This is a genomic window from Saccharopolyspora sp. SCSIO 74807 (genome assembly GCF_037023755.1).
Lineage (GTDB): Bacteria > Actinomycetota > Actinomycetes > Mycobacteriales > Pseudonocardiaceae > Saccharopolyspora_C > Saccharopolyspora_C galaxeae.
Map to the genome: position 1 here is coordinate 6242975 of NZ_CP146100.1, position 16685 is coordinate 6259659.

At 70.2% G+C, this 16685-nt stretch carries 13 protein-coding genes and 1 pseudogene; 3 read left to right on the forward strand and 11 right to left on the reverse strand.

Annotated elements, in window-relative coordinates:
- Positions 1-203 precede the first annotated feature (203 nt).
- Both V1457_RS28575 and V1457_RS28580 read left to right on the forward strand, forming a co-directional pair.
- Positions 204-1598: a NupC/NupG family nucleoside CNT transporter gene (locus tag V1457_RS28575; protein WP_338598180.1), complete on the forward strand. Its 1395-nt coding sequence runs from the start codon at positions 204-206 to the stop codon at positions 1596-1598.
- A 237-nt stretch (positions 1599-1835) separates the two neighbouring features.
- Positions 1836-2687 (forward strand): NAD(P)-dependent oxidoreductase, encoded by an 852-nt coding sequence (locus V1457_RS28580; RefSeq protein WP_200073012.1) that lies wholly within the window; start codon positions 1836-1838, stop codon positions 2685-2687.
- A 53-nt stretch (positions 2688-2740) separates the two neighbouring features.
- Here the strand turns inward: V1457_RS28580 and V1457_RS28585 are convergent, their stop codons facing one another.
- The 6 genes from V1457_RS28585 to V1457_RS28610 form a co-directional block, all read right to left on the reverse strand.
- Positions 2741-3388: a class II aldolase/adducin family protein gene (locus V1457_RS28585; RefSeq protein WP_200073013.1), complete on the reverse strand. Its 648-nt coding sequence runs from the start codon at positions 3386-3388 to the stop codon at positions 2741-2743.
- Positions 3385-3864: a ribose-5-phosphate isomerase gene (locus V1457_RS28590; protein WP_200073014.1), complete on the reverse strand. Its 480-nt coding sequence runs from the start codon at positions 3862-3864 to the stop codon at positions 3385-3387. Before V1457_RS28590 ends, V1457_RS28585 begins: the two co-directional genes overlap by 4 nt.
- A gap of 5 nt (positions 3865-3869) precedes the next feature.
- Positions 3870-5618 (reverse strand): dihydroxyacetone kinase family protein, encoded by a 1749-nt coding sequence (locus V1457_RS28595; protein WP_200073015.1) that lies wholly within the window; start codon positions 5616-5618, stop codon positions 3870-3872.
- Positions 5615-7081: an FGGY-family carbohydrate kinase gene (locus tag V1457_RS28600; protein ID WP_200073016.1), complete on the reverse strand. Its 1467-nt coding sequence runs from the start codon at positions 7079-7081 to the stop codon at positions 5615-5617. The genes V1457_RS28595 and V1457_RS28600 overlap by 4 nt, the downstream gene beginning before the upstream one ends.
- Positions 7078-8136, reverse strand: coding sequence for a 2-hydroxyacid dehydrogenase (locus V1457_RS28605; RefSeq protein ID WP_338598192.1), 1059 nt, complete (start codon positions 8134-8136; stop codon positions 7078-7080). Before V1457_RS28605 ends, V1457_RS28600 begins: the two co-directional genes overlap by 4 nt.
- Before the next feature lie 61 nt (positions 8137-8197).
- A complete protein-coding gene (locus tag V1457_RS28610; RefSeq protein ID WP_200073018.1) occupies positions 8198-8899 on the reverse strand; it encodes an HAD family phosphatase in 702 nt (233 codons plus the stop codon).
- Positions 8900-9032: 133 nt separating this feature from the next.
- On the opposite strand from V1457_RS28610, the gene V1457_RS28615 reads away from it, so the two are divergent.
- On the forward strand, positions 9033-9821 hold the full coding sequence (locus tag V1457_RS28615; protein ID WP_200073019.1) for a DeoR/GlpR family DNA-binding transcription regulator: 789 nt from the start codon (positions 9033-9035) through the stop codon (positions 9819-9821).
- Positions 9822-10208: 387 nt separating this feature from the next.
- On the opposite strand, the pseudogene V1457_RS30730 reads toward V1457_RS28615, so the two are convergent.
- The 5 genes and pseudogenes from V1457_RS30730 to V1457_RS28640 all read right to left on the reverse strand — a co-directional run.
- Positions 10209-10691, reverse strand: a pseudogene (locus V1457_RS30730) (hypothetical protein); the annotation flags it as partial.
- 128 nt (positions 10692-10819) lie between these two features.
- On the reverse strand, positions 10820-12979 hold the full coding sequence (locus V1457_RS28625) for a GtrA family protein (protein ID WP_338598202.1): 2160 nt from the start codon (positions 12977-12979) through the stop codon (positions 10820-10822).
- Positions 12976-13365: a GtrA family protein gene (locus tag V1457_RS28630; RefSeq protein WP_233628305.1), complete on the reverse strand. Its 390-nt coding sequence runs from the start codon at positions 13363-13365 to the stop codon at positions 12976-12978. Before V1457_RS28630 ends, V1457_RS28625 begins: the two co-directional genes overlap by 4 nt.
- Positions 13362-14315 carry a glycosyltransferase family 2 protein gene (locus V1457_RS28635; RefSeq protein WP_338598206.1) on the reverse strand — a complete coding sequence of 318 codons (954 nt, stop codon included), beginning with the start codon at positions 14313-14315 and terminating at the stop codon, positions 13362-13364. The genes V1457_RS28630 and V1457_RS28635 overlap by 4 nt, the downstream gene beginning before the upstream one ends.
- A gap of 223 nt (positions 14316-14538) precedes the next feature.
- Entirely contained in the window at positions 14539-16596 is a 2058-nt protein-coding gene (locus tag V1457_RS28640; protein ID WP_338598208.1) for a glycoside hydrolase family 43 protein, read from the reverse strand.
- Positions 16597-16685: the final 89 nt, after the last annotated feature.

Here is a 16685-nt window from a genome sequence, read left to right on the forward strand (position 1 = left end):
GTTCGCACCGTTTTCCGCGCCGGATTCCGCGCGTGCAGGCGCTGACTCCCCTTGCAGGCGGAAATGCCAACGCCGCTGGTCAGCGTGAGTGCGGCACGGAAATCGTCGGCATTCCCACATTTCCCGTGCCGCAGCCGGTCTAGCGACGGCTGCGGCGGAATGCGAACATCCCGCGAATCGATCGACGGAAAGGCGGTTCAGCCGTGCAGGTTCTCTGGGGTGCCGGCGGCATGGTGGTGCTGCTGCTGGTCGCGTTCGCGCTCTCGACCGACCGCCGGGCGATCCGGCCGCGCACCGTGTTCGGCGCGCTGGCCATCCAGCTCGTGTTCGCGTTCGCGGTGCTGCGCTGGGAAACCGGCAAGCAGGTGCTCAGCACCGTCTCGGCGGGCGTGCAGCGGGTGATCGACTCCTCGAAGGAGGGCATCGACTTCCTGCTCGGACCGGTGATGCCCACCGACGGCAGCACCGTGGTCGCGTTCCAAGTGCTGCCGCTGATCATCTTCATCGCTTCGCTGTCCGCGGTGCTCTACCACTTGAACATCCTGCAGTGGGCGGTGCGGATCGTCGGCGGGGCGCTGCGCGCGGTGCTGGGCACGACGCGGGCGGAGTCGCTCAACGCCACCGCCAACATCTTCCTCGGGCAGACCGAGGCGCCGCTGGTGGTGCGGCCGTACCTGAAGGGCATGACCCGCTCGGAGTTCTTCGCCGTGATGGTCGGCGGACTGTCCACTGTGGCTGGATCGGTGATGGTCGGGTACGCGCTGCTGGGCGCGAACCTGGACCACCTGATCGCGGCCAGCTTCATGGCCGCCCCCGCCGGGCTGCTGATGGCGAAGATCATCGTGCCGGAGACCGAGCGCTCCGCCGAAGCGGCGGACGGCAAGCGGCCGACCACGTTCGGCGACGTGGCGGGCAAATTCGGCCGCGGCAAGGCGCCTTCGAAGACGTTCGCCGCGGACTCCGAGCAGCCCGCGGCCGAGTCCGGCGACTCCGCGCGGACCCCGGACGACTCGGCACCGACCGCCACCGAATCCGCGCCGCGCAGCAGCGAAGACGTCGACGACAGCGAAGCGTTGGAGACCAAACCGCGCAACGTCATCGACGCCGCGGCCACCGGTGCCTCCGACGGGCTCAAGCTCGCGTTGAACGTGGGCGCGATGCTGTTCGCGTTCGTCTCGCTGATCGCGCTGCTGAACCTGATCCTCGGCGCGCTGGGCGGGCTGTTCGGCCTGCCGGAGATCACCTTCGAGGGGCTGATCGGATACGTCTTCGCCCCGCTCATGTGGGTCATCGGGGTGCCGTGGTCGGAGGCCGTGGCCGCGGGCGGATTCGTCGGGCAGAAGCTGGTGCTCAACGAGTTCGTCGCGTTCACCGACTTCGGCCCGCAGGCGGCGAGTTTCGACCCGCACACCGCGATCATCATCACCTTCGCGCTGACCGGGTTCGCGAACTTCTCGTCGTTGGCGATCCTGCTCGGCGGTCTCGGCGGGCTGGTCCCGTCGCGGCGCTCGCTGATCGCGCAGTACGGGATGCGCGCCATCGCGGGCGGCACCCTGGCGAACCTGCTCAGCGCGGCCATTGCCGGGATGCTCGTCTGAGCGCTCGAGAGGAGTGCAGTTTCTCCTGATTCGGGGCGGAGTTCGCGGCCGCCGAGCCGAGCTGCGCCTGCGGTGATCCGCGCGGATGCTCTGGCCGGGTTGCGACCGCGAGGTGGGCACCGCGCGGAACCTAACGGCGCGGTAAGCGGTGCCTTCGCGGCTCCCGGCTTCGGCGCCGCGGCCGCCCGGCGCGGACAATCGCCAGGGCCGAAACCCGACGACGATGGAGTGCAGGCAATGACGACCGTGGCCTTCCTCGGAACCGGCACGATGGGCGCCCCGATGGCGCGCAACCTGCTCAGCAGCGGCTTTGCGGTGCGCGCGTGGAACCGCACCCGCTCGCGCGCGGAAGAACTCACCGCGGACGGCGCCACCGTCACCGACAGCCCCGCCGAAGCCGCACGAGGCGCCGACGTGCTGGTGACGATGCTGCTCGACGCGGACGCGACCGTGGAAGCCGGCCGCGCCGCAGCCGCCGAACTGCCCGACGGAACACCGTGGCTGCAAATGGGCACGATCGGGCTGGACGGCCTCGCGCGAGTCGCCGAAGTGGCCGGGTCCACCGCGCTGGTCGACGCGCCCGTGCTGGGCACTCGCGCACCCGCCGAACAGGGCACGCTGGTCGTGCTGGCTTCCGGGCCGGAAAGCGCCCGGGGACTCGCGCAACCGGTGTTCGACGTGGTCGGCGGTCGCACCATGTGGCTGGGAACCTCCGGCGCAGGCGGCGAAGGCACCCGGGTCAAGCTCGCCGCGAACAGCTGGGTGCTGGCGCTGACCAACGCGGTGTCCGAATCCATCGCGCTGGCCGAGAACCTCGGGGTCGATCCGCAGCGGTTCCTGGAAGCCATCGAAGGCGGCGCCGTCGACTCGCCCTACGCGCACCTCAAGGGCAAAGCGATCCTGAACAAGGACTTCACGCCCGCGTTCGGGCTCTCCGGCGCGCTCAAAGACGCCGGTCTGATCGCCGAAGCCGCCGAGGGGCTGCAGCTGGACCTCGCCGCCGCGATCCGGGAACGCTTCGCCCGCGCCGTCGAAGCCGGGCACGGTGACGAGGACATGGCCGCGGTCTACTACTCGTCGTTCAGCTGAGTGGGAAGCGCGGCCGCCGCCCCCTGGGGGGTCCGGGGCGGCGGCCGCGCAGCCTATTCGCGGTGCACGCCGTAACCGGCGAACCGCTCCGCACAGCGCGCGAGTTCCGCATCGTCGAGCAATCGCGGCTCGCCGGCGCGCTTGGCGGTCAACCACAGCTCGCAGAGCCATTCCAGCTGCCGCGCCCTGTTGTAGGCCCGCGGCAACGTCGAGCCGACCGCGAGCGCGCCGTGATTGCGCAGGATGCACGCTCCCCGGTCGGCCAGCGCCGCGGACACGTTCTCCGCCAGCTGCTCGGATCCGAAGGTGGCGTAGTCGGCCACCCGCACCGCACCGCCGAACTCGGCCAGTTGGTAGTGCACCGCGGGAACGTCGTCGCGCAACAACGACACCGCGGTGGCATGCAGCGAGTGCGTGTGCACGACGGCGTGGGCGCCGTGCCGCTCGTAGGCGGTCAGGTGCATCGGCAGCTCGGAGGTGGGCGGCAGCTCGCCGTCCACCACCTCGCCGTCGAGCGCGACCACCGGGACCTCGGCGACCCGCATGGCGTCGTAGTCCACACCGGACGGTGTCACCGCCACCAGATCGCCGGACCGCACCGAGATGTTGCCGGAAGTGCCCACCACGAGCCGGTCGTCGATCATCTTGCGCGCGACGCGGATGACCTCGGCCCGTTCGGCGGCCAGCACCGGCTCGCTCAACTCGCGGCGCCGGAGTCGTACTCGTTGATCGCCGCGACCTTCTTCGCCGACGAGGAGCTGTCGTCGAAGACCAGGTCCAGCCACTCCGAAGCCAGCAGCCGCGCCAGCTCGATGCCGACCACGCGCTGGCCGAAGCACAGCACCTGCGCGTCGTTGCTCAGCACCGAACGCTGCACCGAGTAGCTGTCGTGCGCGGTCACCGCGCGCACCCCCGGCACCTTGTTCGCGCTGATCGCGACGCCGAGGCCGGTGCCGCAGATCAGCAGGGCCCGGTCGGCCTCGCCTTCGGCGACCTTGCGCGCGGCGGCCACCGCAACGTGCGGGTAGTCGGTGTGCTCATCGGAGCCGACGCCCACGTCAGTCACCGAAGCGACCCGGGAGTCCTTCTCGAAGTCGGCCTTGATGGCTTCCTTGTACTGGTACCCGGCGTCGTCGCCACCGACGATGATGCGCCAGGGAGCGTTCTGCTCGGTCATGATCCTCACTTCACCTCTTGCGCGTCGGATTCGGTTCCTGCCGTCAGCACCCCGGCGACCTGGTTGAGCGCCATCGCCAGAGACGTGGCGCCCGGGTCGGGGGTGCCGACGCTGCGTTCCGCCAGCGGCCGGGCGCGGCCGGTGCGGGGTGTGAGCTCGGCGGTGCGTTGGGCGGCCGCGGTTGCCTCGTGGGCCGCCCGCTGCCACGCCTGCGGCCCGTCCTGCCCGTCCTGCACGGCCGCGTCGAGCGCGTCGACGAACGGGTCCATGGCGTCGACCAGCGTCTTGTCGCCCAGCTCGGCGCGGCCGAGGCGGCGCACCGCGGCCAGCGCGGCCTTCGCTCCGGCGAGCAGATCGGCCGCGGCCACCGCGCGGTCGTCCGGCAGCAGGTCGCCGAAGGAGCGCAGGCCGGCGCCCCACAGCGCGCCGGAAGTCCCACCGGCCTTGGCGGCCCAGCCGTCCCCGGCGGCCACCAGCACCGCGGCCGGGCCTGCTCCGCGCTTGGCGGCGGCCGCACCGGCTTCCACCGCAGCGGCGCTGCCGCGGGACATGCCGCGACCGTGGTCACCGTCCCCGGCCACGGCGTCCATCCGGCCCAGCTCGGCTTCCGCCTCGTGCAGGTCGTCGCTGATCGCGCGGAGTGCGGCGACCACGGCCTTCGAGGTGCGCCTGCCCGCCTCCGGAGCGAGGGCGGTGGCCTCTTCGACGACCTCTTCGGCCTCCTCGACGACCTGGTCGTCCACTTCGGACGCAGTGACGCTGCCCCTGCGGTAGGCCGGGCTGTCGGCCGGAGCGGCGTAGAGCCGTTCCAGCTCGGGGTCCAGCCAGGTCAGCGTGAGCGAACAACCGGCCATGTCCAGGCTGGTGACCAGTTCGCCGACCTCCTGCTCGACGACCTGCACGCCTGCCTCGGCCAGCAGCCGGGAGGCGGTCTTCCACACCACGAACAGCTCTTCGTACTTCGTGGCGCCGAGCCCGTTGAGGATCGCCACCACCCGCGGCGTGCCCTCGACTTCCGGCGCTTCGGCCAGCACCCCGTCCACCAGTGTGCGGGCCAGCTCCGCGGCCGACGGCATGTCCACTTCGGACACACCTGGTTCGCCGTGGATCCCGAGGCCCAGGCCCATCCGCCCCTTCGGAACCTCGAACAGCGGTTCCGAGCTACCGGGCAGCGTGCAGCCGTCGAAGGCCACGCCGAGGCTGCGGGTGCGGTCGTTGGCGTGCTCGCCGACGCGGACCACCTCGTCGAACGAGTAGCCCTCCTCCGCGGCCGCCGAGGCGACCTTGAACACCACGAAATCGCCCACCACACCGCGGCGTTTGGCGATGTCCTCGGCACCGGCGCTGGCCACGTCGTCGGTCACCACGACGTTGTGCGCGCGGATCCCGGCGCGTTCCAGCCGTTCCACGGCCAGCCCGAAGTTCATGTTGTCCCCGGCGTAGTTGCCGAACGAGAACACCACGCCCGCGCCGTTGTCGGCGGCCTTGCCCACCGAGTAGGCGTCCTCCGCCGACGGCGAGGTGAAGATGTTGCCCACCACGGCCCCATCGGCGAACCCGTTGCCGACCACGCCGCAGAACGCCGGGTAGTGCCCCGAACCACCGCCGGTGACCACGGCGACCTTGCCGCGGCGCGCCTTGCGCGCCCGCACCACGCCGCCGCGAACCTCCCGCACGTAGCCGGGATTCGCGGCGACGAAGCCGGACACCATGTCTTCGCTGAACGACGCCGGATCGTCGTAGAGTCGCGTCATCGCGCTGCTCCTCCTTCGGACCGCCACACTGGCCGCGCCCGGTCGATCGACTCCAGATATGCGCGGTACCCGCGCTCGTAAAACTCCGCCGCGGCAGGATCCGGCGACACCGTGCGCCGGGCCGCCGCCCACTGCTCGCGGTCCACCGGCTCGCCCAACGCATCCCACGCGGTCATCGCCGCCCCGCGGGCGCCGACGCCTGCCTCGTGCGGCACGTGCAACGGGCGGCCGAGCACGTCGGCGAAGATCTGACCCCAGGTCGCGGAACGCGCCCCGCCCCCGCAGGCCGAAACCGAACCGGTCAGGCCCGCCGCCTCCAGGTTGTGCCGCGCGGCGTAGGCCATCGCCTCGCACAACGCGCGCACCAGATCGGCAGGAGTGGTTTCCAGCGACAGGCCGGTGAACTGGCCCCGCGCGTGCGGCTCGACGAACGGCGCCCGCTCACCCGACGACGCCAGGAACGACAGCGCCGAGACCCCGTTCGCGCCCGGGCGGCTGGCGCCGAGCATGGCGTCCAGGTCGGCCACCTCGGCCCCGACCATGCGCAGCACCCAATCCAGGTTCGCGGTGCCCACCATCGCGGGCATCACCCGCAGGAAGCGGTCCGGCCGGGGACCGGCCACCCACATGCCCGCCGCCTCCCCGCACGGGTCGATGACCACTTCGTCGCGCAGCACCTGGCAACCCAGCGTCGTGCCGATCACCAGCGCACCGTCGCCGACCGCGTCGATGCCGGAGCCGAACGCGCACGCGGGCAGGTCGAACGGGCCCGCCGAAACCGGCAGGCCGGACGGCAACCCGAGCAGTTCGGCGCTGCGCGCGCCGAGCGCGAACAACTTGCCCGGCGGGGCCGGTTCGGCCAAGAGCCGACGGTGCTCGGACAACCCGCACGCGGCCAGCGCAGCAGCCGAGTAGGTGCGGCTGGGCACGTCCAGGAACGGCATCGACGCGTCCGAAGCGTCCACCGTGATCTCCCCGGTCAGCCGCTGCACTATCGCGTCCACGCAGTAGCCGGCGACTTCCGCGCGGCGCAGCCGATCCGGCTCGTGTTCGGCGACGTGCGCCAGCAGCGGCGCAGGCGAGCCGGGGAACAATCCCGCACCGGTCAGGCCGTGGACCGCGCGTCGCACACCCGTCTGGTCCCAACGCTGCAGCACACCCGCAGCGCGGGCGTCCATCCAGGACACGCCGGGCCCGACCTGCCTGCCCGTGGCGTCGCGCAGCCACAGGCCATCGCCCTGGCCGGTGATCGCCAGCGCCTGCACCCGCTCGCCCGCCTCGGCGATGATCGAGCGGATGACCTGCACCGCCGAGTCCAAGACCTCGTCGAGGTCCTGCTCGACCCGGCCGCCCGGCAGCCGGTGCAGCGTGCTGCGCGTGCTGTGCGTGACCCGCGCGGACCCGTCGCGTCCGAGCAGCGACGCCTTCGTCACCGAAGTGCCAACGTCCACCCCGATGATCATGGCTGTAGACCTTCGAACCGTGCCAGCACTTCCGGATTGGCCACGTACCGCGGCCGCCGCCCGTCCAGGAAGCGGGCCGCGTCACCGGCGACGATGTCCGCCGCGCGGTGCGCGGTCTGCCGGGTCGCGCCGCCCAGGTGCGGCGTGGTGATCACGTTCGGGGAGTCGAACAGCGGCCACTCGCGCGGCGGCGGCTCGATGTCGTAGACGTCCACCGCCAGCGCACCCAACCGGCCGGACTTCAGCAGTCCCGGCAGCGGCGCGTAGTCGAGCAGGCCACCGCGCGCGGAGTTCACCAGCACCGCGCCTTGCGGCAGCAACGCCAAGTTGTCCGCGTTGAGCAGGTGCTCGGTCTCCGCGGTGAGCCGCGCGTGCAGGCTCACCACGAAGCTGCTGCGCAGCAGCTCGTCGAGCCCGACCAAGCGCACGCCGTCGTGCTCGGCCTCTTCCGGCCGCACGAACGGGTCGGCGACCTGCACTCGCGCGCCGAAGGCGTGCAGCACGCGGGCCACGATGCGCCCGATGGCGCCGTAACCGACCAGGCCGACGGTCGAACCTGCCAACTCGATCCCGGCGTTGTCGTAGGCGTAGTAGTCGCCGCGCCAGTTGCCCTGCTTGAGCTCGGCATCCGATGCCGGGATGCGCCGCAGCGCGGCCAAGATCATCCCGACGGCGAACTCCGCAGCCCCCGCGGCGTTGCGGCCCGGCGTGTAGCTGACGATCACGCCGGCTTCGGTGGCGGCAGGCAGGTCGACGTTGATCGGCCCACCGCGGCAGACCCCGAGCAGCTTCAGCTCGGGGCTCTTGCCCAGCACTTCGGCGGTGAACGGAGCCATCTGGGTCATCGCCACCGCGGCCCCGTCCAGCACTTCCAGCACTTGCTGCTCGGTGCCGCTGGCCTCCCGGACCCCACCGACGGGACCGAACGGTTCCACCGGCCACGGCAGCTTCAACTCGGCGAACTCGAGGTCGTGGCCACCGGCATGGGTGCTCAACGCGTCCACGAACAGCTCGGGAGCCACGAAGTGGTCGCCCGCGGCGAGCACCTTGGCCATCTCCGGAGGCTCCTTCGTTCAATGAGGTTCGTTCAATGAGGTTCGTCCGATGGGGCGCGGCTCAACCGGCGACGGCGGCCGACAGCGAGTCGAGCAGGTGCAGCCGGACCTCGTCCAGGTCCGCGGCCACGAATCCGGCCGCGGCCAGCGCGTCCTCGGCGGGTGGGTAGTCGGGGCTGGGGATGGCCACCACGGTCATGCCTGCCGCCGCGGCGGCGCGCAGCCCGTTGCTGGAATCTTCCACGGCCAGGCAAGCCTGCGGGTCCTGCGCGAGCCTGCGCGCGGCTTCCCGGTACACGTCCGGGCTGGGTTTGCCGCGCGGGACCTCCGCGCTCGAGACGGTCGCGGCGAAGAACTCGGTGAGCCCGTGCCGATCGAGCACGGCATCGATGAGCCTGCGCGGCGCCGAGGAAGCCAGCGCGATCGGAGCGCGCGCGGCGACCTCGGTGATCATGCGCTCCGCACCGGGCAGCAGCTCGATCTCACCGCCGTGCAGCGCGCCGATCATGTCGTCGACGACCAGCCGCTCGGTCGCGGCGGCGGAGTCCTCGGCCACGCTGAACCCGGCCAGGAACGCCGACCACTCCGGCGCGCTCATGCCCTGCACCTGGCGGGTCTGCTGCGCCGTCCAGGTCCGGCCGCGCGCGGCGGCGAACCTGCTCCACATCCGCTCCCACAGGTGTTCGCTCTCGACCAGGACGCCGTCCATGTCGAAAACGACAGCACGGTGCGCAGCCACCGCCGCGCCGTTCGGCTGCGTCATCGCACTACCCTCCCGCTCGCTCGCGACCCAAATTAACACCGTGATGGTTAAGTGTCACGACTCGAGTGGTATTTCTGCCCATCTCCGGCCCGGCACTCTGGTTCCGGCCCCGGTAAGGGGCAAGATGACGGTCATGGTGTCCGCATCGAAGAAGCAGTCCCCTCGGCTCGTGCGCCAGCAGCAGATCATCGACCACGTCGTCGCCGGTGGTTTCGCCAGCGCCGCCGAGTTGTCGACGATGGCCGGGGTCAGCCTGATGACGGTGCACCGCGACATCGACGACCTGGTCAGCCGCGGACTGCTGCGCAAGTTCCACGGCGGGGTCTCCGCCCAGCCATCGACCGTGTTCGAGAGCAGTTCCGACTTCCGGCTGCACACCCACACCCGGGAGAAGGAAGCGCTGGCCGCCGCGGCACTCCCGCTGATCACACCCGGCATGTCGGTGATGCTGGACGACTCCACGACCGGCCTTTCCCTGGCCAGGCAACTCGCCGACGTCGGTCCGCTGACCGTGGTGAGCAACTACCGCCAAGTGCACGAGGCGCTGCGGGAATCGCCGGACATCCGGCTGATCGGCATCGGCGGCGAGTACTCCCGCACGCACGACTCCTACATCGGGCTGCCCTGCCAGGAGATGATCAGCGGGTTGTCGGTGGACATCATGTTCCTGTCCACTTCGGCGATGAACGCGACCATGACCTTCCACCAGGAGCAGGAGATCGTGCTGGTGAAACGCGCGATGATCGCGACCGCCAACACGCGGGTGCTGATGATGGACGCCAGCAAGGTCGGCCGCGCAGCGCTGCACCGGGTGGCCCCGGTCGGCGACTTCGAGCACGTGCTGCTGGCCGGGGACCCCGGCGCCGAGCTCGTCGAGGCGATGCGCGAACACTCCGAGGTGCGGCTGGTCCCGGTGGACTGAGCCCGCGGGCTTCGTGTTCACAGCACGACAGGTTATTTTAACATCATCATTGATAGCCGGATCACTCGGACAGCCGAGCGCACGGGTCGTCCGGCCCGCGCCTCGCCGGTCGTGTGCGGCCCGGTCCGCCGCAGCCGGCCATCGGTACCGCATGCTGCGCAGCCAGGTCGCGTACGGTTCGTCCAAGCTCACCATCGGATCGTGCTGCGCATACCGCGCGAATATCCGACGCTTCACCGCCACGACTTCCGGTGCCAGGTTGGGCGGCGAGTCCGCGACGTTGTATCCGCGGTAGTGCCGAATCTGCTCGACTCCGTGCAGCCGCAACGCCGCCTGCGCGAACCGGGTGGTCATCACGTGGTCGGTGTGATCGTGCTCGGGCCAATGCGACTGGTAGCGAACGTCCGGCGCCGGGTCTTGGGTACGCAGCACCGTCGGGTCGAGCCACCGGAACAACGCGGCCAAGGCATCGATCAGGTCGCGTCGGTCGAACTCGGAGGCAGCGGACAACCCGGAACCCTGCGGCAGCAGCGAACGTGTCCGGCCCCCGTCGGTCCACAGTCGACTCAGAGCGTGCTTTCCGCCGACCACCCGGGGATCGTTGTCGTCCGGCAGGTTCAGGAAAACCAGCCGCACCGCAGGCCGATCCTGCAAGCGGTACACCTCGGCGAAGCGTTGCGGACCGAGTTCGACTACCTCGTAGCGCCACCGATCGACGACGCCCGCCATTTCGGCGAACGCGGCGCGCGTGCCGGCCTGCCGATCAGCGGCGTAACGCTCCGATGGCCGCACGTCGCTCTCGCCCGCGGTGACGTACACCGTCGTCGTCGGCGCTCCGGAACGCACCGAGGTCAGCAGATCCGGATTCATGAACAGGATGTCGTCGTCCGGATGCGCGACGACCTGGACGTAACGAGCCTGTCCTGCTTGCTGCGCCGACGCCGAAGGTCCGAGCAGCACGGCAAGACACACGATCACGGCGATCCACCTGCAGAAGTTCACGACCACACCGCCTTCCGCGAACCCAGCACGGCCAGCACCGCCCCTGCCCCCGCGAGCACCAGGCAGCCGGGATAGCCGGGCGGACTCCAGGTCAGCCGCAGACTCCCGGCACGAGCACCGGGTGGGACGGAAACCTCGACCAAGCCGGCCGAGGTCGCACGCAACGGCACCCGAGCTCCGTCCACAGTGGCCTGGTATCCGGGCCAGGCGAGCCGCGCGAACACGATCCGTCCACCGGTGCGGTCCACCGCGGAGAACCGCACGTCCTCAGTTCGCGTTCCCCTTTCGACATCCGATTCGACCCTGACACCGCGAGACGCACCGACCCGGCCATCCGGCCACGCAAGGGCCGCCACCCGCTCGAAGCGCGTGACCACGTCGTTGCGCTGCACCACGCGCCAGCCGGACGGCGGCACCGGAGCATCGATCAGCTGCCGCTGCACGACGACGTGCCGGACCTTGAGCTGATCGGCCAGCGGCACCCCGGTCTCATCGACCGTCCATAGTCGACGGTAAGCGTCCGGGCAATGCGCCCCGAAGTAGCCCAGGCACAGCCGATCGTGCAGCGCGCGGTACCCGATGCCGGTGTAGGCGACCAGGCTCGGCACTCCGGCCACAGCGTGCATGTTGCCGAACAGCAGATGGCGCCAGACGGCTCCGGAAGCGATGTCCTCCTGAGGTATCGCCGCACGATCGGCGATCTGCACCACGGTGCCCGTCCGCAGTCCGGCGAAATCATCCCGCAGCCGTCGAACGTCGGACGGGAAGTTGTAATCGGCCACGTCGCGGTTCGCCGGGAACCAGCAGAGCTGGAGCACCAGTGCGACAACGGTCCCGGCGTGCAGCACCAGCGGCATCAGGCGCACCCGCAACGCGATCGCGAGCAATCCGCCCGTCAGCAGCAGCGAGACGGCGTAGGCGAACCACAGCGACGGCCACGCCGCGAACGACAAGTACCCGCACAGCACCAGAACGCCGACCGTGACAGACCATCGCAACCACACCCGGTCCCTGCGCAGCCCCGCACTCACCACGACCGCGAACACGACCGACAACGCCAGGTACGCCAACGGAAGGTGCCGCAACGGCCAGCGGAACAAGCCGACCTGCGAAGGCCCCAAGCACAGCAGGACCGCGCACGCGGCAACGATCAACGGCCCGGCGAATTCCCTTGCGCGCCGCGCGAACGCACCCCAATCGAGCCAAGCCAGCAGCGGAACGACGAACCAGGCGAAGTACATCGCGGGCACCGTCATCCGGAACGAACCGAACGACCGGATCTGCGGCACGAACCCGGGCAGGCTCAGATTCAGCAGATCACCCGGGTCTGGCGCGAGCATCCCCACGTTGAACAGCACGAATCCGGTTCGCCAGCCGACCGCGGTGGTCGCTAGCACCGGCCAGAACACCAGCGGCACCGTCAGTCCCACCGAGGCCGCGAGCACGCACATGCGGCGCGTCCCGGACACCCGCATGAACCGGAATTCCGCGAGCAAACCGGCGAAAACCAGGACGAGGGCCAACACCGCGTACGGATCACCGGCCGACACGCACAGGTACCCGGCCGCGAAAGCCGCCCAGAGCGGCCCCCTCCGGTGACACGTGCGCCGCGACGCCCACCAAGCCCACGGCACCCACGCCAGTCCCATCAGGCCACCGGCCCAGCTCGCCGCCTGGAAGTACAAGACGAAGCCGGAAACCGGCAGTGCCACGCCGAAGACCGCCGCCACCGCACGCGAGGCCCCGTATTCCCGGCACAGCAGATGCGTGCCCACACCCAGCAGCACGAGGAACTGGGTTTTGACCAAGGCGGCCGCCACGGCGAGATCACCGACCGCGACGACGAGCACGAACTCAGCCAGGTGCAGCGGGTTCCACACCCCGAACAGCGCTTCGCCCGCGATGTTCCCGCCCATCCAGGAATCCGGTTCCAGCAGCGCGGGCCATTGCCCGGCGAGCAGCCGCTCCCCCAGCTCGTGCCACATCGGGAGGAACTGCGCGGCGCTGTCGTCCCAGAAGTAGAACGCGGAGTTCACCAGAACCGGCAGCTGAGCCAGCAGTGCGACCGCGACGGCGACCGCCGCGGCAGCCAGCACCTCTTGCGAACGCGACCCGGTCCGGGCCGAGTCGGCGGATGCGGTTTCCACAGTGCTCATGCCGTCACCCGCTTCCGGACGCCACCGGTGAGCGCGCCACGGCTGAGCAGGTAGGTAAGCGGCAGCGCGACTACACCACCGGCCAACGTCGCCGCTCGCGCATCGATCCCGGCCACTCCCACCAGCACCGACATTGCAGCCGTGCTCAGCGTGAGGCTGCCGACGTGCGAAACCGGGTACAGCAGCAACGAACGCGCGCAGGGCAGCACCCCGAAGGTGAACTTGCAGTTCAACAGGTAGGAGCAGCTCATCGCGAGCACCGTCGCCGCCGCGTGTGCCATCCAGTACGGCAAGACCGGGCGCACGACCGTGAACACGGACAGGTGCACCGCGGTGTTGATACCGCCGACGCCGGCGAACCGGACCAGCGGCCACCGGGCGATCATGCGGACCACAACTCCCCCTGCACCGGATCGGCGGAAGCGCCGCAGAGCACAGCGCTCCCGCGGTCGGCAGCCCGCCCACCGGTCTCCTTCACCAGAAAATGCGGCCGGTGCTTGGTTTCGAGGTGGATTCGTCCCAGGTATTCCCCGATCAGCCCGAGGCAGCCGAGCTGCACGCCGCACACCGCGAGCACTCCGGCGAACAGCGCGGGCACCCCGGCCACCAGCCCGCTCAGCGAGCCGAGAACCAGTGCCGCGCCCAGATGCACCGCGAACCGCAGCGGCTTGTGGTGGAACGAGAAGAAGCCGTCCAACGCATATTCGAGCAGTCCTCGCCTGCTCCACTTCGACCGCCCGCCGCGCCGCGGCACGTGCGGCAGCGGCACGTGCGCGGTGTCGAAACCGATCCACGCGAACAGACCCTTGGAGAACCGGTGCTGCTCCGGTAATGCCAGCAACGCTTGCACAGCCCGCTGCGAGAGCACCCGGTAATCCCCTGCCCCGGCGGGTATCCGCAACCCGCGGAACCCGTTGAACACCCGGTAGAACACCTTCGCAGGCAATGCCCGGGACAGCGGCTCGTGGCGGCGGTCCCGGCAGGCGACCACCTGATCACGGCCGTCGTCGAGCAGCGCGAGCATCCGGCCGAGCAACTCGGGCGGATGTTGCAGATCCGCGTCCATGATGGCGACGCGGCGCCCGCGGGCGCGCTGCAAACCGGCCAGCAGCGCGGCCTCCTTGCCGAAATTCCGGCTCAGCGACACGAAACCCAACCGGGGATCGACGGCGGCAAGCGCTCGCACCTGCGGCAGCGTGCGGTCCGTGCTGCCGTCGTCGACCACGACGATCTCGTATTCGGTAGCGAGCCGGGGCAGGACGCGGCACAGCGCGTCGTGCAGGTGCGGCAAAGCGCGCTGTTCGTTGAAGCAGGGAACGACGACCGTGAGATCCATCAGGCTGCTCTCATCCAGACTTCACCGCCGCCGTGCGGAAGCGGTGTGCGATCACTTCGGGCAAGGCGAAGTTTGCGCAGCGGCGGTGCCGGCCCCCCGTCCGACACACCGGCGAATACCCCCTGCGGGCGAGAAGCCGGGAAATGTGCGTCGGGCACGAACCGCTGGCATCAGGGATCGAGCGAAGACGGCAAAAACCGTTCCACAGAAGAAGAATCGAGCGCTACAAGTCAGCGCATTGCCCGGTCGCCGCGCCGCGGACCGTGTTCGGCCGCCCCTCATTCACCGGCGCGGGCGCATTGCCCCGGCAGCTCAACGGACCGTGCACCTCGGCGCCCGCGACGACCGGGCGTGCATTGCCGGTCAGCGTCAACGCCCCGCGCACCTCTGAACCGTCCACCCGAACCGGCCCACGCGCTCCCCGCACCCGAACCGAGCCGTTGATCGTGCTCGCGGACAACCACACCGCGCCCGAGTCCTGGGCGATGACCGGGCCGTCGATCACCGAGTTCACCGCGACCAGCGACGCACCGGGCGCCAGCCGCACCGGCCCGCGAACCTCGGCTCCGTCCAAACAGGTCACTCCGGTGATCAGCAGCTCGTCGGAGCGCCCGCGCACGTGCGAAGTGCAGTCGGCGACCGGCAAGGTCACCGCGACCGTGCCTTCGTCGTCGTGCACGTCGACGTACTGGCCGCCCGCCAGCTTGCGCTGGTACTGCAACGACAACGCGGCCACGCCGTGGGGCGAACCGGTCAATTCCGCGCCGTTCGCCGACGGCGCCACGGTCACACCGGAACCCGGTCCCACCTCGGCCCGCACCCGGTTGAGCACGTTCGACAACGGCATCGCCGATCCGGAAGAGGTGTCCACCCGCCAACCGACCCGCCCGCGGCCGTCCCGCATCTCCACCAGCGGCCGGTCCGTGCGCAACCAGAACGGTGCGACACCGGAAGGAATCGGCCGATCCGCCGTGGAGTCGTCGATCAGCAGCGAAGACGCGTCCGGAGCCACTCGCATCCGCTGGGTGTAGAGCCGCCGGTGGGTGTCCGTCGCGGGCCGGCCGTGATGCACGTAGTACAGCTGCGACGAATCCGGAGAGGCGATCACGCTGCCGTGCCCGGTCGAGTACATCCCTGCACCCGGATCCTCTTGCAGCACAGGATTGTCCGGGCTCTTGCGCCACGGACCGAGCGGACTGTCGGCCACCGCGTACCCGACACCGTAGAACCGGTTCTGGTAGTTGTTCGCCGAGTAGGTCAGGAAGTAGCGCGGCCGCCCATCTCGGGTACGCGTCTTGAGGACCGTGGAACCTTCGGCCCACCGGCGGTCCTTCTTCTCGCCGCCGGACTCGGCGTAGTCGTTGACGTGGGCGTTCTCCCAGTCCTGCGGATCCGAACCGTAGTCCAGGATCGGCGCGAACCCGTCTTTGCGGATGCCCGGCGGGTTGGCCGGTGAGCCGTTCGCGTCGCGGTAATCCGGGGTGATCCGCGGCATCGTCGTCCCGCTCGGGTCGTGCCACCAGTCCGCGTCCAGCTCGACCGCGGAGACGTTGGACTCCTCGATGTACTTGCCGAGTTCGTGGTCCCACACCCAGTTCCGGTAGGCGTTGCGGGAGAAGTACAGGTAGATGCGCCCGTCGTCGAAGAAGACGTTCGGGTCGATCGAAGGCAGGTACACGCCCAGCGGCGCGGTCCGGCCCTCTTCCAAGGTCGCCGGCGGCTTCTTCTGCTCGGCGTCCATGAGGACGTTCACGTCGTGGTAGTCCGGATCGTACGGCCGGTAGTCGAGCGGCTCGGGCGCGATGTTGCGGAAGGGCCCGGCAGGCGAATCGGCGACCGCCACACCGATCTTGCTGGGCTCTTCGAAGTCGGCGTGGCCGAAGTTCTCCTCCACGCCGTCCCGCAGCAGCGCCGAGTAGAACAGGAAGTACCGCCCGGTCTCGGGATTGTGGTAGACCTCCGGCGCCCAGAACCAGTCCCGGCCCCACTGCGTCCCGTCGGCCATGTCCAGCGCGCCGCCGGGAAGCCGGTGCCAGGTCGCCAGGTCCGGCGAGCGGTAGATCGCGAAGTGATGGCCGGGGTCGGCGCCTTCGGTGGAGTAGGCGAAGTAGTCGCCGCTGCGCGGATCCCGCAGCACGAAGGGATCCGCCGCCGGAAGCGCGGCGTCGTTGTAGTAGGTCGCGTCGGTGGACCGTTCCCCACCGGCTGCAGTGGACCCGGTGGCCAGCAAGATCGGCAGCGCGAATAGGAATCCCCGCACGCGGGGCCACCGGATCGCCACTCGGCCCTCCTAGCCACGCAACGAACTCACCAGAGCACCCGGCGTGCACACTTCCGCCGCGCTGCAACGCGTGTCAAGGGCCGACACGC

Excerpts from the sequence above, each read along its gene's own strand:
- V1457_RS28590 (WP_200073014.1), bottom strand. The coding sequence starts at position 3,864 with ATGACCGAGCAGAACGCTCCCTGGCGCATCATCGTCGGTGGCGACGAC.
- V1457_RS28600 (WP_200073016.1), bottom strand. The coding sequence starts at position 7,081 with ATGATCATCGGGGTGGACGTTGGCACTTCGGTGACGAAGGCGTCGCTG.
- V1457_RS28630 (WP_233628305.1), bottom strand. The coding sequence starts at position 13,365 with ATGATCGCCCGGTGGCCGCTGGTCCGGTTCGCCGGCGTCGGCGGTATC.
- V1457_RS28615 (WP_200073019.1), top strand. The coding sequence starts at position 9,033 with ATGGTGTCCGCATCGAAGAAGCAGTCCCCTCGGCTCGTGCGCCAGCAG.
- V1457_RS28625 (WP_338598202.1), bottom strand. The coding sequence starts at position 12,979 with ATGAGCACTGTGGAAACCGCATCCGCCGACTCGGCCCGGACCGGGTCG.
- V1457_RS28610 (WP_200073018.1), bottom strand. The coding sequence starts at position 8,899 with ATGACGCAGCCGAACGGCGCGGCGGTGGCTGCGCACCGTGCTGTCGTT.
- V1457_RS28580 (WP_200073012.1), top strand. The coding sequence starts at position 1,836 with ATGACGACCGTGGCCTTCCTCGGAACCGGCACGATGGGCGCCCCGATG.
- V1457_RS28635 (WP_338598206.1), bottom strand. The coding sequence starts at position 14,315 with ATGGATCTCACGGTCGTCGTTCCCTGCTTCAACGAACAGCGCGCTTTG.
- V1457_RS28595 (WP_200073015.1), bottom strand. The coding sequence starts at position 5,618 with ATGACGCGACTCTACGACGATCCGGCGTCGTTCAGCGAAGACATGGTG.
- V1457_RS28605 (WP_338598192.1), bottom strand. The coding sequence starts at position 8,136 with ATGGCCAAGGTGCTCGCCGCGGGCGACCACTTCGTGGCTCCCGAGCTG.